12 protein-coding genes are annotated in these 15,997 nt (G+C 33.6%); 6 read left to right on the top strand and 6 right to left on the bottom strand.

Going from position 1 to position 15,997, the window contains the following annotated elements; all coding sequences use genetic code 11:
- Positions 1 to 68 precede the first annotated feature (68 nt).
- The 5 genes from AXG55_RS06575 to AXG55_RS06555 all read left to right on the top strand — a co-directional run bounded on the left by AXG55_RS06575 (position 69) and on the right by AXG55_RS06555 (position 7,327).
- Positions 69 to 1,169: an efflux RND transporter periplasmic adaptor subunit gene (locus tag AXG55_RS06575; RefSeq protein WP_233231425.1), complete on the top strand. Its 1,101-nt coding sequence runs from the start codon at positions 69 to 71 to the stop codon at positions 1,167 to 1,169.
- Between the two features lie 25 nt (positions 1,170 to 1,194).
- A complete protein-coding gene (locus AXG55_RS06570) occupies positions 1,195 to 4,224 on the top strand; it encodes an efflux RND transporter permease subunit (RefSeq protein ID WP_148697332.1) in 3,030 nt (1,009 codons plus the stop codon).
- Positions 4,225 to 4,448: 224 nt separating this feature from the next.
- Positions 4,449 to 5,987, top strand: a complete 1,539-nt coding sequence (locus AXG55_RS06565; RefSeq protein ID WP_148697331.1) for an APC family permease — start codon at positions 4,449 to 4,451, stop codon at positions 5,985 to 5,987.
- Positions 5,988 to 6,186: 199 nt separating this feature from the next.
- Positions 6,187 to 6,411, top strand: a complete 225-nt coding sequence (locus AXG55_RS06560) for a hypothetical protein (RefSeq protein ID WP_148697330.1) — start codon at positions 6,187 to 6,189, stop codon at positions 6,409 to 6,411.
- Between the two features lie 178 nt (positions 6,412 to 6,589).
- Positions 6,590 to 7,327: a substrate-binding periplasmic protein gene (locus AXG55_RS06555; protein ID WP_148697329.1), complete on the top strand. Its 738-nt coding sequence runs from the start codon at positions 6,590 to 6,592 to the stop codon at positions 7,325 to 7,327.
- Positions 7,328 to 7,368: 41 nt separating this feature from the next.
- Here the strand turns inward: AXG55_RS06555 and asnS are convergent, their stop codons facing one another.
- Positions 7,369 to 8,772, bottom strand: coding sequence for an asparagine--tRNA ligase (asnS, locus tag AXG55_RS06550; protein ID WP_148697328.1), 1,404 nt, complete (start codon positions 8,770 to 8,772; stop codon positions 7,369 to 7,371).
- A gap of 203 nt (positions 8,773 to 8,975) precedes the next feature.
- On the opposite strand from asnS, the gene AXG55_RS06545 reads away from it, so the two are divergent.
- Entirely contained in the window at positions 8,976 to 9,797 is an 822-nt protein-coding gene (locus AXG55_RS06545) for a hypothetical protein (RefSeq protein WP_148697327.1), read from the top strand.
- A gap of 17 nt (positions 9,798 to 9,814) precedes the next feature.
- On the opposite strand, the gene AXG55_RS06540 is transcribed toward AXG55_RS06545, so the two are convergent.
- The 5 genes from AXG55_RS06540 to uvrB form a co-directional block, all read right to left on the bottom strand.
- The gene (locus AXG55_RS06540) at positions 9,815 to 10,675 is read right to left on the bottom strand and encodes an NAD(P)-dependent oxidoreductase (protein ID WP_148697326.1); all 861 of its coding nucleotides are present in this window, start codon (positions 10,673 to 10,675) and stop codon (positions 9,815 to 9,817) included.
- 39 nt (positions 10,676 to 10,714) lie between these two features.
- The gene (locus AXG55_RS06535) at positions 10,715 to 11,833 is read right to left on the bottom strand and encodes a phospholipase D-like domain-containing protein (RefSeq protein ID WP_148697325.1); all 1,119 of its coding nucleotides are present in this window, start codon (positions 11,831 to 11,833) and stop codon (positions 10,715 to 10,717) included.
- Between the two features lie 82 nt (positions 11,834 to 11,915).
- Positions 11,916 to 12,998: a protein-glutamate methylesterase/protein-glutamine glutaminase gene (locus AXG55_RS06530; protein WP_233231424.1), complete on the bottom strand. Its 1,083-nt coding sequence runs from the start codon at positions 12,996 to 12,998 to the stop codon at positions 11,916 to 11,918.
- 126 nt (positions 12,999 to 13,124) lie between these two features.
- Positions 13,125 to 13,952 carry a tRNA pseudouridine(38-40) synthase TruA gene (truA, locus tag AXG55_RS06525; protein ID WP_148697324.1) on the bottom strand — a complete coding sequence of 276 codons (828 nt, stop codon included), beginning with the start codon at positions 13,950 to 13,952 and terminating at the stop codon, positions 13,125 to 13,127.
- The gene (gene uvrB / locus AXG55_RS06520; protein ID WP_148697323.1) at positions 13,953 to 15,986 is read right to left on the bottom strand and encodes an excinuclease ABC subunit UvrB; all 2,034 of its coding nucleotides are present in this window, start codon (positions 15,984 to 15,986) and stop codon (positions 13,953 to 13,955) included.
- Positions 15,987 to 15,997 lie beyond the last annotated feature (11 nt).

Genomic DNA, 15,997 nt, shown 5'->3' with positions numbered 1-15,997 from the left:
CTATTGATGGCAATCGTTTTTACGTATATGAATGAATTCTAGATCTTTATATGCACATGAGGAAATCTATGTCTAAACGTATGAAATTAACAATCCTGATTTTAGCCATTGTTTTTGGTGGTATTTTTGGTTGGCATTTTTTTATCCAGTTTCAAATAAATAAATTCTTTTCCAATTTCGTTCCTCCTCCCCAAGTCGTCTCTGTTGCCACTGCGAAATCAGAAGATTGGCAACCTTATCTTTACTCCGTGGGTTCATTGAGTGCTATTAATGGTGTTGATATCAGCGCCGAAACATCGGGTCAGGTTAAAGCTATTTATTTTGACTCAGGTAAGTTTATAAACAAAGGGGATCCTTTAATTCAATTAGACGACTCCTCAGAACAAGCACAGCTCAAAGAGATTGCTGCACAACTGCAACTGGCGCAAGTTAACGACAAAAGATCAAAACAACTTTTTTCACAAGGAGCGGCATCACAATCCTCAGTTGACGATTCCGCAACTAAAGTAAAACAATTTTCAGCTAATTATGAAAATGTAAAGACTTTAATTGCAAAAAAACTAATTCGTGCCCCCTTCAGCGGAAAAATAGGAATTAGACAAGTTAACATTGGTCAATATATTTCTGCAGGATATGCTTGTGCCAGTTTACAAACTTCACATGCCTTATATGCACAAATTACTTTGCCACAACAAGACACAAATAAGGTGAAATTAACCCAAGATGTTATTGTCACTGTTGATGCTTTTCCAAATCTAATTTTTAAAGGTAAAATAACTGCCATCGATTCTAAAATTGATGAAACAACCAGAACAATTCAAGCACAAGCAACAATTGATAATTCTGAGAATAAATTGTTACCCGGTATGTTTGTAAATGTAAAAGTAGCACTCCCTATTATCCCAAATTCAATTGTACTTCCTCAAACAACAATTACATATACACTGTATGGAGACTCCGCCTTTCTTGTTACTTTAAGCGATAAAAAATCGGATACGGGAGAAGTACTCGGAACTGTGAAAAGAGTTTTTGTCCGAACAGGAGAAAAACGTGATAATTCTGTTGTTATACTCGAAGGAATTAAAGCAGGAGATGTTGTTGTAAGCAGTGGACAGCTAAAACTTGTAGATGGTTCTGCAATCGCAATTAATAATTCTGTCAATTTGTAATTAATTGAGCTCGCAGAGGAAAAAAATGAAATTTACAGATATTTTTATCCAAAGACCCGTACTCGCCACTGTGGTTAGCATTCTTATATTTATGGTTGGTTTAAAATCAATTTTTAATTTAGATTTACGCCAATACCCTAAAGTTGAAAACACAGTTATTACAGTAACAACAACTTATCCTGGCGCCAATGCACAGCTCATGCAGGGATTTATCACACAACCTATTCAGACTTCTGTTTCTTCTGCAGAAGGAATTGATTATATAAATTCTTCAAGTTCTCAAGGTGTCAGTAAAATAGATATACATTTAAAATTAAATTTTAATTCCACAACAGCTTTTGGTGATATTTCAGCAAAAGTCAATGCCGTACGTGCCTTAATTCCAAAAGAAGCCAACGATCCCGTAATTACAAAATCAACAGGAAGTAATATCGCTTTGGCTTATATAAGCTATTCCAGCGAAAAAATGACAGGGCCTCAAGTTTACGATCTTTTAAGCCGCGTAGTGCAGCCTAAAATTCAATCGGTTTCAGGAGTTTCTAGCGCTGATATTTTAGGTGGAAATCCTTTTGCCATGCGCATTTGGTTACGCCCGGAAAAAATGGCGGCATTAGGGATTACCGCTGATGATGTCAGTATGGCTCTTAGAGCAAATAGTTATTTATCCGCTGCGGGACAACTAAAAGGTCAATATACCATAACAAATGTAAGCGCCGAAACAGATTTACACGCTGAGGAAGAATTTAAAGAATTAGTTATAAAGCAAAATAAAGGGAAATTAATTCGCATGCGCGATGTTGCCGATGTGGAATTAGGATCTCAAAGTTATTCTTCATCTGTTACTTTTAATGGCAATAAAGGTGTGTTTATTGGCGTTCAAGCCGTTCCTTCAGCAAATCCCTTAACAGTCATTAAAGATGTTCGTAAAGTTCTTCCTGACATTCAAAAAGTTTTACCACCCTCTTTAAATCAAGTCATGGTATACGATTCTACTGAATTTATTTCTGCATCAATTCGAGATGTTATTAAAACACTATTAGAAGCAACAATAATAGTTATTTTAGTTATTTTCTTATTTTTGGGTTCGATTCGTTCTGTTAGTATCCCTATCGTAACTATTCCATTATCGCTCATTGGCGTTTGTTCCATTATGCTCGTTTTAGGATACTCTATTAATCTTTTAACATTACTGGCGATGGTTCTTGCCATAGGACTCGTTGTGGACGATGCCATTGTAGTTGTTGAAAATATTCAGCGCCATATTGAAGAAGGAAAAGCCCCACTCGAAGCCGCATTAATAGGCGCACGTGAAATTGCTGTTCCTGTTATTACTATGACTATTACCTTAGGAGCAGTATATGCTCCCATTGGTTTAATGGGAGGATTAACGGGTGCTTTATTTAAAGAATTTGCATTAACTTTAGCAGCATCGGTTATTGTTTCAGGAGTGATTGCATTAACATTATCTCCCATGATGTGTTCAAAAATATTAAATAATAAACAAGCTGATATAAAATTTGTCAAATGGATTAATGTTAAGCTCGATCGCATGCAACTCAAATATGAAAGAACATTAAAAACAGTCCTTGATTCCAAACCTATTGTGTTACTTTTTGGTAGTGTCATTTTAGTCAGTGTTTACTTTTTATTTATTTTAACTCCCAAGGAATTGGCACCCAAAGAAGATCAAGGATTTTTAATTACAATTACCACAGCTCCTCAATATTCAAATGTTCATTATCTTGAAAAATTTACCCAAGAAATTGATAAAGTTTTCTTAAAATATGAAGAACGCGCGGCAAGTTTTAATGTCAATGGCATGGGAACAGAAAATGCAGCCATATCAGGATTTATATTTAAACCTTGGGAAGATCGCAAACGTTCTGCACAAAAAGTAATGCCTCTTATTCAAAAAGATTTATCACAAATTGCAGGAGTAAAATCATTTATTGTTGCCCTTCCCGATTTACCTACGGGTTCTAGTGGTTTTCCTGTGCAATTTGTCTTAAAAACAACAGATGATTATAAAATATTGTATAGTGTTATGGAAGAATTAAAGGCAGAAGCTAAAAAAAGTGGTTTATTTATTGTTGTAGATAGTGACTTAAGCTACGAATCACCGCAATTAAATGTCGAAATAGATAAACTAAAAGCCACTGAAATGGGCATAACTATGCAAACAATTGGTAATACTCTTGCCACAATGCTAAGTGGTGGTTACACAAATCTGTACAGCATGAATGGCAGAAGCTACCAAGTTATTCCTCAATTAAAAGATGAGAATAGAAGCAATGCAAGCGATTTAGATAAAGCTTATGTGCGCAATAGCAGTGGCTCTCTTGTTCCCTTATCAAATTTTGTGAAATATAAAACAACAACAGAACCAAATACTTTAAATCAATTTCAACAATTAAATTCGGCAACATTTAGTGCAGTGATGCGCCCCGGACAAACCACTGGGACGGGAATTCAATTTTTAATTAAAACTGCAGATCGCATTATGCCTTATGGTATGTCTTACGATTTTTCAGGAGATACGCGCACCGAACAGCTTGAAGGCAGCGCGTTAGTAGCGACGTTTGCTTTTGCCTTGCTCGTCATATTTCTTGTTCTGGCGGCGCAATTTGAAAGTTTTCGCGATCCCCTCGTCATTATGGTGAGTGTTCCTATGGCAATATGCGGCGCTTTAATTCCACTCAATTTAGGATTGGCGACAATTAATATTTATACTCAAATTGGTTTAATTACTTTAATTGGTCTTATAACAAAACACGGTATTTTAATGGTCGAATTTGCAAATGAATTACAGCATAAAGAAAAATGCGACCTCGTTACTGCAATTCAAAAAGCAGCAGCTGTTCGTTTGCGTCCTATTTTAATGACAACAGCAGCTATGGTTTTGGGCGTAATTCCACTTATTATTGCAACCGGCGCCGGAGCAGCAAGCCGATTTAATATAGGACTTGTCATTGCCTCAGGCCTTTCCATAGGAACATTATTTACACTTTTCATCGTTCCTACCATGTATACGATCATAGCGAAGAAAAAGCACTGATCGTATATTTCTAAATATCCTTAGCTATCCAAAACAATTTATTATAAACAAATACAAATTACATAATTTTAAATTTTTTTTAAAAATAATAACTAATTATTGCTTTTGGTTTTTTTTTATAATACAAGAAGTTCTTATGTTATATTACCGTTTATTTTGTTATAGCTTGCGTGATGGCCGCATTGGTTTTTAATTCTTAAAAAAGAATAAGGAAAGTATTGCTCATGAATAAAGTTACTAAAATAAATTTACTCTTCTTATCACTAGGCTCGATTATTGGATCGGGTTGGTTATATGGAGCGTACCATACGGCAAAAGCCGCTGGAAATTCGGGTATTATTTCTTGGATTATTGGTGGTATTATGTATACCATTATTGCTCTAGGATATGCTGAAGTTATATTGAATAAAAAATTTCCTGAACTTTCGGATGCGGCTGGATACACTTTTGGAAAAGGAGGCAAAACTTTAATCAGTTTATTAACTTGGATTTGGACCACTCTTATTCCACCTATTGAAGTCCAAGCGACAGTCCAATATGCCTCCAATTATTTTGAATGGATTAAAACAGATTCCACGGTTTTTGGTCTTTCTACCTATGGCCTAATGCTTTCCATAGGCCTTATGACCATCATGTTTGTCATAAATATATTCGCCATCAATACAGTGGGAGTATTAAATAAAATAATTACTATTTTTAAAGTTGTAATTCCTATTATTGTTACTCTTATTTTCCTCTATGTCATATTCAATAATCCTACGAATGCTCTTGCCAATATTTCAACCGATTTATTTAGTGGCGGTATCAGTGGCACATTAACTGCGATATCAACATGCGGTATCGCATTTTCTTTTATTGGATTTCAAACTGCTATTTTCTTAGCAAATGAATCGGAAAATCCACAAAAAAATGTTCCGTTTGCTGTTTTTGGATCTATTTTTATAGCTTGTGTAATATACATATTAATTCAAATTACCTTCAACCTTTCTGTTCCATCGGAATATTTAAAAGACGGTTGGGCAAATTTAAACTTTGCTGGTGATGCGGGTCCTATTGCAGGATTGCTCGCTATTTTTGGATTTATGTCTATGAGCATATTCTTATATGTTGATGCCGTAATATCTCCTTTTGGCACAGGATTAAGCTATAAAATTGCGGCTTCAAGAGTTCTTTGCAATATTGGTGAATCAAGAATTTTCCCCAAGTTTTTTTCAAACAGAAATAATTTTGGTTCACCATATATTGCAAACTTATTGAATTACGTTATTGGTATAATTTTTATTTTAAATGTCTCTGGTTGGCAAAACATGATCACCATATTGTGTGCTTTAATTATATTAACCATGTCCTATGTTCCTTTATACGCGCTATTTGCCCGAGGGACTGGCTCTCTTGATACGAGTTTCAAAGTTAAGCATTATAACTTATACTCATTGCTCAGCTTCTATTTTTCAAACCTCATGCTAATCTGGTGTGGCTGGAATGCGATTAAATTTGTTACAATTATATTCGCTATTTTTTATAGCTTCATTCTTGTAAAAGACATCTATACTAAAAACTTTCAATTTAGCGCAATGTATCATGCCCTCCTTCCCTTTCATATGTTTTCGATTGCCGTATTTACATATTATAAAAAAGACTTTGAATCGATTTATTTTGAACTTGGCAGTCAATTCATTGTGTCAATTGTAATCATAATTTATTTAAAATTATCATTAAAAAGCTATTCAGAAGTTGAAAAACAAAGAACAATTACACAATAATAATTTTCAGTCCTAATTTCCCTCCTTGTCAATACTCAAAAAATGTGTAATTAAATTAAAATACTTAAAAAACTAAATAATAAAAAATAATTGACACTAAAAAATCTATCTATTAAAAGAAAATTATATTTAATTAATAAAATTTAATTAAATATATATTATTATTCGGATTTTAATCTGAAGAAAAAGAGGAATATATATGGAATATAAAATTTCTGAATTATACTCAAATCATGAAAATGAAATTAAGCAATTAAGCCTTGAAAATTTATCTTATTTGCACAATTATTTTAAACATGAATTTTTATTTCAACAACGATTTGTGCATCAATCTAGTTTAGAATGCATACAAGATAGAAAGAAAATATCTACTATATATAAAAGATTAAATTTAGAAATCAAAAAAAGATACTTGTGTCATTAATACATATTTTTTAATATGCTCCAACCGTATTAAAATAAAATTTTTCTTATCATATTTGTAATTCTTGTTCATAAAATACTGTTCATAAAAAAACTATAATCACAAAATTTTGACATTTTCATTATCGCTTTATTAAGTTTAAAATTTTATAATATTAATTATCTTAAGGAATAAAATTATGAAATTTATAAAATTATTTTTTCTTATATTAAGCACAATATATAGCAGTTATATTTATTCTACAACAAAACTAACTCTCATTACAGAAGATTTTAGGCCGCCACTAAACATGCTTGTAAATGATAAAATAACAGGGATGTCCACTGAAATTATGCAAGAGCTCATGCGCCGTGAAAAAATTGAATATACCCTTGATATTTATCCCTGGGCTAGAGGTGTTAATATGACACAAAAACAAAATAATACCGCATTGTTTTCAACAACGCGAACTCCTGAAAGAGAAAAATTATTCAAATGGGTAGGTCCCCTTGTGGCAAATAATTGGGTTTTTTTTGCCAAAAAAGGATCGACTATAAAAATTATAAGTTTAGAAGATGCTAAAAAACATGTGGTGGGAGTCTATAACGAAGACGCTGTAACCGAATATCTTCTTAAAAATGGATTTGAAAGAAATAAAAATTTAGATGTTTCAACAAATGATCAACAAAACGCATTAAAATTAGAGGCTGGTCGTATTGATCTCTGGGCATCGGGTTCCACTTTAGGACCTTGGATTGTGAAAACAGCGAAATCGGGAAAAATAACAGAATTATTTACATTTAATAAAACGGATCTTTATGCAGCATTTAATTTAGGTACGAGTGATGAACTTATTAAAAAATTAAATTCCACTTTGAAAAAAATGAAACAAGATAGCACGGTTGAAAAAATCTATGCAAAATATAGAACGCCGTGATTCCTGTTTCATTCCTTGCTTCACTTTGAAATTAAATTAACTTAATATTTACAATTTCCTGGTGTTCTTGGAAATGGGATGACATCACGAATGTTACCCATTCCTGTAATCCACATAATTAAGCGTTCCAAACCTAAACCAAAACCCGCATGGGGAATAGATCCATAACGGCGTAAGGAAACATACCAATCCATATGGCTGGCATCTATTCCTTTGGCTTTCATCCGTTCGATTAAAATATTTTCACGATCTTCACGTTGGCTTCCACCGACAACTTCACCAATTCCTGGCATAAGAACATCCATGGCTCGCACTGTTTTTCCATCATCGTTTAAATACATATAAAAAGCTTTTTGTTCTTCAGGATAATCATAAACAATTGTAGGTGATTTAAAATGAACTTCACAAAGGTAACGCTCGTGTTCGCTCTTTAAATCACACCCCCAAAATAAAGGATTTTCAAAATTTTGCCCTGATTTTTTTAAGATATCTATAGCTTCTGTATAACTCACGCGAATAAAAGGATTTTCAAGCGCCATTTTTAAATAACCGCGCGTGTCATTCTGAGTTTTTTGAACACAAACATCAATGTCATCTGAGCAATTTTCCAAAACATCAGCAACAACGTAACGAATCATGTCTTGCGCTAAATACATATTGTCTTCTAAATTAGCAAAAGCCACTTCAGGCTCTACCATCCAAAACTCAGCCAAATGGCGTGAGGTATTTGAATTCTCAGCACGAAATGTAGGGCCAAAAGTATAAATTTTATTGAGTCCCATGGTGAGTAACTCACCTTCTAATTGCCCTGTCACGCACAGCATGGAAGGTTCGGCAAAAAAATCTTGTTCAAAATCCACTTGGCCTTGTTTGGTTTTTGGTACCTTAGCCATATCAAAATTTGTTACCTTAAAGGATTCCCCGGCTCCTTCGCCGTCGGCCGTGGTTAAAATAGGAGTATGAACATAGGAAAAACCACGCTCCACAAAAAAACGGTGAATGGCAAAACTCACGCGACTGCGAATTCTAAAAATACTGGAGTACGTTGAAGTTCGGACTCGCATGTGTGCATTTTCACGCAAATATTCCAGAGTCATTTCCTTTTTTTGCAAAGGAAAGGTTTCCGGATCCGCAAGACCAAAAACCGAAACCTCCGTTGCCTGCATTTCATACTTTTGCCCCTTGCCCGGACTCAAAACCAAATTGCCTTGAATTTTAACCGAACAACCGGTCGTAAGTCTTTCAATTTCTGAATAGTTTGAGATACTTGCATCGACAATGACCTGTAATGATTTGGCACTGCTCCCATCATTGATTTCTAGAAAGGAAAACTTTTTAGAACCTCGACGGGTTCTGACCCAACCCGCGATGGTAATAGATGAGGGAGCGATTTTGTCAGCATGGATTTCTGAAATCTGACTTAAGCCAGAAAGTAAAGTTGCCATTGTTTCACCTGCAATTACGAATTTAATAGTTACCGCTTAAAATTATTGGGGATTAATTATTTATTTGCTACAGTATTTCAATCCACCCAAAGCTCAGAGTATGTCATAAGCTTCGCCTTAGCGCAATATATAGAGCTGAAACAAGAGGATGCTTTTTTTCTAAAATCCGTTGAAACGGATTCAATATCAATAGGAGAATTTCTTTGAAACACAAAGATCAATTCATAAATAAATCTATTAAATATTCCATACTTGCCATATTATTAATCATAAATAAGTTTACATATGCCCAAAGTTCTTCAAACTTTCAAAGACAAAATGATCGAAATTCAGAACGTTGGTCACTGACAACTTATTTTACCGAAAAAAATAAACTCAAACAGTCTGATTTACTAATCCGTTTTTACAGCGATGGTTCGGGTAAAAATACACCACGCCTGGAACCTTTTATATATGGTGTTTGGTATAATGCAAATGGAAGTGATGGCACCGTTTGGGAAGGAATGGGTTATGGAGGAAGCTTATATTTTAATAATTTTATCTCCGGAATTTTGAAAATTCCCACTCCTAATATTGTCTTAGGAGCTTTTGGAGAGCACCGTGAAGAAGCCTCACGCAATTTAAACCATATTGATACTTTTGGTGGTTCTCTCCGCTTTTTTGGCCGCAATCAACAGGACTCTGCCTTATTTATCAATTTCAGAAATTCGCAGAGACCATTGCAAGGGCAATATTACGAAGAATGGAATTGGGAGGCCGCAGTGATTGTCTACCTTGCACAAAGACTGCGTTTTGAAGGCTCATGGCTTTTTTCAAATAATGATTGGCCTGCAATACCTTCTAATTATGCACAACAAAGTGGATTTAAAGTAGGAGGAGGAATTGAAATTGGAATTTTTAGATTTAGCGGCTTCTTTGAAAAAAATTCTTTTATTATTACAAACCCTAATTATACAGCAAATCCCATGGCATTAAAATCTTTTGATGAAACACGCCGCGTTTTACAGGTTGGATTTTCAATTTAATAATTCATAAATAAGAATTAATTTTTGACAATCACAGAGGCGTTTTTATTTTCAAAACCATCTTGAATGGCTTTTTTATAATAACTATGAACTCGATTTACAATATCACACGTAGCATTTATTTCTGAACTAATATTTAATAAATATCTCAAATCTTTTTCAATGAGTCTCACAGGAAAACGTGGTGCATGATTATTGTCTGCAACCAATTGCAATATAACTTTTAAAGATGCACTTGTGGCAGGACTCGCTTGAAAAATCTCATTGGCTAAACTCATGTCAATGCCATAATTTTTTCCAATTAAAAACAATTCAGATAAGGCTCCAATTTGTGAAAGAAGATAGCCATTGATCATTAATTTTAATACAGCAGCATTTCCCGCCTTTCCCACAAAGCGTATGTCTTCCGATAAAGGTTTTAATATATTTTTAACTTTTTCACTTTGTACAGCTTCATTACTGCCTAATAAATATATTAATTTACCCGATTCTGCTTGTGGTAAAGAGCCTAATACAGGACCTTCAAAGAAAAATACGTGATGCTGACTCATTTGATTATTTAATTCTTTTGCCCACTCTGAAGATATTGTACTTGATTCAATTAAAATAGTGTCTTTTTTTAATCCATGAACAGCCGCTTTTTCTCCACTAAGCCAAATATCTTTAGAGGCTAAATCATCAGTGACCATAGAAATGACATAGTCTGCATTTTTAACAGCATTTTTAGGAGAATTTGCAACATGAGCACCCAAATTTTTAAGAGGCACAGCTTTTACATCGGAACGATTATAAACAGTCACTTCATTTTCTGCTTCAAGAAGTCTTTTTGCCATACGACTTCCCATGGCACCTAAACCTAAAAATGTAATTTTAGCCATTTGACATCCTTTCAAAGCAGAAATAGGAAATTAAAATATTTATTTTTTAGACGTCTGATAAAGCATATTCCAATCTTCCATGTAATATTTTGTTAAGTCATTTTGTTTATAAAATACCAAAACATTATTACACTGATCTTCATTTGCCGAAGAAGTATAATTGAAACTTCCAAATTCCACAGTATCATTATCAGATATAATATATTTATTATGCATGATATTAAATTTTTTATTAAGGTAAATATTTGCTCCTAATTCTTTTAAATTATCAACCGCTGAATTTGAATAATTTGCTTTATAATCTAAAACAATATTTAATTGAACACCGTTTTTTTGCGCGATTTTTAAAAATGCAATAATGTCTGGATCGGAAAAATTATAAGCCGCCATATAAATACTATTTTTGGAATTTTTAATAACATTTAAAACTAAATCTTTAGCAGATTGCGAATCATTTATATAGTTACATGCCTTTGAAAAAGCAACATCAACTTTCCCTTTTTCAATTTCAAATATTTTCGTCTCCATATTTTTACTTTTAGCAGAATATTCATAGGTATTTTCTATGCTGAAATGATCATAATTTGATATTTCATTTGGATACTCATTATAATCATACACATTATTTAATTTATTGGAATCCGCAAATAGCCTCTCAAAAATTTCCGAATACAACTTAGCAATATTTGGTTGATTATATAAAAAAATTGCATTTTCTGCATTTCTTTTATCTGCATTTTCAGAATAATTAAAACTACCCGTTTCAACAGATTGACCATCAATAATAAAATACTTATTATGCATAATACGAAACTCACTGTTTAGTTTTACGGCAATATTATTATCAATAAGTCTTTGAACATCAGAGCCTGAGGTATTCGCAGATTTTGAATCGACAACAATTCGTATTTTCACTCCTCGGTTATGGGAATCTATTAAAGCATTGTAAATTGAGTCACTGGTAATTAACAACGTAGCCATATCAATACTTTTTTGAGCACCTTGAATAGCATCGACGATCAATTGCAATGCACCAGCATTAGGACTAAAGCCAAGATGTGCTTCTTGTTGAAGGAGATTTACAGTTTTCGCTTCTGATAATAATGGAAAAGAAAAAGCAATAGATAATAAAATTCCATGAACACGAAAATATTTCATGCAAAATCCCCTAGTATATGTTTGTAAAAAGGGATATTAGCATTTCATAAAAAATTTGTAAACTTAACTAAAAAAATAAACATTAAATATCATTATTAATTTCAATTTTTAAACATTCCTCAACTATTCTATCGGCAATATTATGCAAAGGTAACACGACATCAATTCCGCCTGTTGCAATTGCTACTTTAGGCATACCAAATATCACACTTGTGTTTTCATCTTGTGCAATATTAAAGCCTCCTGCTTTTTTCATTTCAAGCATCCCCGTAGCACCATCCGACCCCATTCCCGTTAAAATAATTCCCAAAGCGTTTTTTCCTACATTGCGAGCGACAGAGGAGAACAGAGGGTTTGCCGAGGGACGGACACCGTGAATTAAGGGACCTTCTTTTAGTCTGACAACATATTCATTTTGATTGCGCACCAACTCCATATGCTTATCACCAGGAGCAAGTAGTGCCCTACCTGGAAAAATAGCATCATTATTCTCTGCCAACTTAAGTTCAAACTGACAGAACTTTGATAATGATTTTGCAAAAGAAATTAAAAACTCTGCTGACATATGTTGCACAATTAAAATTCCAGGTATATTCGGCGGCAGTCGGGATAATATGACTTTTAAAGCTTCAGTCCCTCCTGTCGATGCGGCAATGGCTATGATTTTTATTTTTAATTTTGTTGGTAATTTTTGAATAGGCTCTTGCTTAATCACTTGGATTTTTAAAATTTGATTTTTCATGACGGCAAGTGCTGCTGCTTTAATTTTTGCAATAAAAGCTCTTGCAATAGGTTCCACATCCATACCCGGAGAAAGCACTTGTTTTGGAAAAATATCAAGGGCACCTAAGCTCAAAGCACGGAGAGCATTATCAGAATTATCTTTGGCATAGCTACTCACAATTATTGTCGGTATTGGATTTTTTGCCATGATTTCTTCTAAAAATGTAAGACCATCCATTTTAGGCATATGAAGATCAAGAGTCATGACATCAGGCTTTAAATCGATAAGCATTTCTAAAGCGACTAAGGGATCGGGAGCGGTACCTACGACTTCAATAGAATTATCATAGGACAATAAACTCGTAAAAAATTTACGCATGGAAATGGAATCATCAACAATAAGTACTTTTATTTTTTTATGATTTTTGTGCTTATGAGTCAATAATAGCCTCTAGCAAAGAACATTTTTTATTTTGTTTCACTGAAATTATATTACTAGGAAAAATTTTGATAAAGGAGGATAAAAGTAACTAGAAAAAAAGATTGATGACACAATGATATTCTTAAATTAACAAGGTACCAAATAACGTCCTGATTTCTTAATTGCCATTTCCATTTCATTTTTTTCATAAAAAACATGCATTAACGTTAAAGCCCAAGCAGGTGCACACATTCCTGTTTTATTGCGATCTTTTAATTGAAAAGCTTCGGTTATGGTATTCTTATGAAGCTTGCCTGTCGCCATATCAACACCAGTTCCCACAATATTGCGAATCATATTTTTTAAAAAACCATCTCCCCAAATATCAACAACCAACATTTCAGGATAAAGGGGATGTATCCACGAATCTATTTGATAAATATTTCTCACTGTGGTTTTTGCTGAACAGTCTGAAGACCGAAAAGCGGCAAAATCATGATTTCCAATAAATTGGTTTAAAGCCTCTTGAATATCTTCTAAAGAAAGCTTGGCGCGCACATGCCAACAGCGTTTTGTTAAAAATGTGTGTTCGGAAAATCCGTACCAAATTAAATATCGATAATGCTTTCCTTTGGAATGAAAGCGCGCGTGAAAATCAGAATTTGTAAAACACCCCTGATAAACACTAATATCTAAAGCTAAATTAGAATGTAAAATTCCATTTAAACCTTTAATAATTCTTTCTACAGATAATTTTGTCATAGTGTGTAGATTTAACACATAATGTTGTGCATGAACACCGGCATCGAGACGACTACATCCTTGTAATTTTACCGTTTCTTTAGTTAAAATATGCCAAGCATTTGTAATTGCTTCTTGCACAGTAAAAGCATGGGGCTGATATTGATAGCCACTAAATTTTTCTCCATTCCATGAAAGAATGAGTTTTAAATTTTGATATTCTATTGATTCCATTTAAACATCACCAGACAATAATAGTAATTGTTCCTTTAATAAATTCATTTTATCGCGCAAGTCGGCAGCTAATTCAAACTCCATACGCTGAGATGCTTTAAGCATTTCCTTAGATAGTTTTTGAATGTTTTTTTCTAATTTTTTGGGGTCTTTTAAAATTTTTACATCCCCAATATAAGAAATTGCTTGTAATAATTTCTCTTGATACTCATCACCGAAATCTAAATTATATAATTTTTTTAGATTTTCAGGAATTTTCTTAATTATAGATTGAGGTGTAATATTATTTAATTTATTATATTCGTATTGCTTGATTCTTCTTCTATTTGTTTCATCAATACAAAACTGAATGCTGTCTGTCACCTTATCTGCATATAAAATAACACGCCCATTAGCATTACGTGCGGCACGTCCCACGGTTTGGATTAAACTGGTGCGGCTTCTCAAAAATCCTTCTTTATCTGCATCTAATATAGCAACTAAAGCCACTTCAGGTAAATCTAATCCTTCACGTAACAAATTAATTCCCACCAAAACATCAAATACACCAAGGCGTAAATCCCTTAATATTTCCACCCTTTCAATACTTTGAATTTCAGAATGCAAATATTTTATTTTAATATTGAAATCAGCAAAATAAGAGGTGATATTTTCTGCCATTTTTTTTGTTAATGTTGTCACAAGAACTCGAGATTTTTTAGCAACAGTTTCTTTTATTTCAAATAAAAGATCATCTATTTGTCCCTTAGCAGGCTTTATATCAATAATAGGATCGATGAGACCCGTAGGACGAATAATTTGTTCCACAATATCTTGCCCTGCATGCTCCATTTCATATTTAGCAGGCGTTGCGGAAACATAAATCGTTTGTCCCATCCTCAATTTAAATTCTTCAAAATTTAAAGGGCGATTATCTAAAGCGGAAGGTAAACGAAAGCCATATTGCACCAATGTTTCTTTACGAGCTTTGTCTCCCCTGTACATGCCGCCAATTTGAGGCACAGTGACATGACTTTCATCAATGACAAGAAGATAATCCTTAGGGAAATAATCAAGTAATGTTGAAGGAGGTTCTCCCGGATTACGACCATCAAGGTAACGAGAATAATTTTCTATCCCTTGGCAATATCCAATTTCTCGGATCATTTCTATATCATGTAATGTGCGCTGTTCTAATCTTTGTGCCTCAATTAATTTTCCCTGACTTTTAAATTCATCTAATTTAATTAATAAATCTTTAGTAATATGAGCAACAATTGTTTCAATTTCATCTTTATTGAGAACATAGTGTGATGCTGGATAAATTCCTATTTTATGAATTTTTTCAAAAACAGTTCCTCTTAAAGCATCAATTGTTGAAATTTTTTCAATTTCATCACCCCAAAATTGAATGCGAACTGCCTTTTCATTTTCATTGGCAGGAACAACTTCAACAATATCACCGCGCACGCGAAATTTACCGCGCTCTAAGGAAATATCATTTCTCGTATATTGAATTGATAATAATTGACGAATAAAATCGTCGCGGGATAACTTTTTATTTAACTCTAAAATAATTCTGGAATTTAAATAGGCATCGGGCGCACCTAATCCATAAATACAACTGACAGAACTGACAATTATAACATCACGCCGCTCAAATAACGCTTTTGTGGCGCTGTGGCGCATTTTATCAATGTCATCATTTATAGATGCGGTTTTATCAATAAAGGTATCGGTGCTAGGCACATAAGCTTCAGGTTGATAATAATCATAATAACTAATAAAATATTCTATGGCATTATTAGGAAAAAGCTCTTTAAATTCTTGAAATAGCTGTGCCGCAAGTGTTTTATTGTGAGCAATAACAAGAGTGGGACGTTGAGTTTGGGCAATCACATTGGTAATTGTAAATGTTTTACCTGAACCTGTGACACCAAGCAGAATTTGCTCAGAAACACCATTATTCAGCCCCTCAACCAACTTTTGAATGGCTTGAGGTTGATCCCCCATCGGCTCAAGAGGCCAAGAACTTTGGAATTTTTCTGAATTCATTTGCTTTCCTT

Source organism: Silvanigrella aquatica (assembly GCF_001907975.1).
GTDB lineage: Bacteria > Bdellovibrionota_B > Oligoflexia > Silvanigrellales > Silvanigrellaceae > Silvanigrella > Silvanigrella aquatica.
This window is presented reverse-complemented; position numbering and strand designations above follow the sequence as displayed.

Bases quoted from the DNA above. Each gene is read 5' to 3' on its own strand.
- AXG55_RS06575 (WP_233231425.1), top strand. From the start codon at position 69: ATGTCTAAACGTATGAAATTAACAATCCTGATTTTAGCCATTGTTTTT.
- AXG55_RS06570 (WP_148697332.1), top strand. From the start codon at position 1,195: ATGAAATTTACAGATATTTTTATCCAAAGACCCGTACTCGCCACTGTG.
- AXG55_RS06565 (WP_148697331.1), top strand. From the start codon at position 4,449: ATGAATAAAGTTACTAAAATAAATTTACTCTTCTTATCACTAGGCTCG.
- AXG55_RS06560 (WP_148697330.1), top strand. From the start codon at position 6,187: ATGGAATATAAAATTTCTGAATTATACTCAAATCATGAAAATGAAATT.
- AXG55_RS06555 (WP_148697329.1), top strand. From the start codon at position 6,590: ATGAAATTTATAAAATTATTTTTTCTTATATTAAGCACAATATATAGC.
- asnS (WP_148697328.1), bottom strand. From the start codon at position 8,772: ATGGCAACTTTACTTTCTGGCTTAAGTCAGATTTCAGAAATCCATGCT.
- AXG55_RS06540 (WP_148697326.1), bottom strand. From the start codon at position 10,675: ATGGCTAAAATTACATTTTTAGGTTTAGGTGCCATGGGAAGTCGTATG.
- AXG55_RS06535 (WP_148697325.1), bottom strand. From the start codon at position 11,833: ATGAAATATTTTCGTGTTCATGGAATTTTATTATCTATTGCTTTTTCT.
- truA (WP_148697324.1), bottom strand. From the start codon at position 13,952: ATGGAATCAATAGAATATCAAAATTTAAAACTCATTCTTTCATGGAAT.
- uvrB (WP_148697323.1), bottom strand. From the start codon at position 15,986: ATGAATTCAGAAAAATTCCAAAGTTCTTGGCCTCTTGAGCCGATGGGG.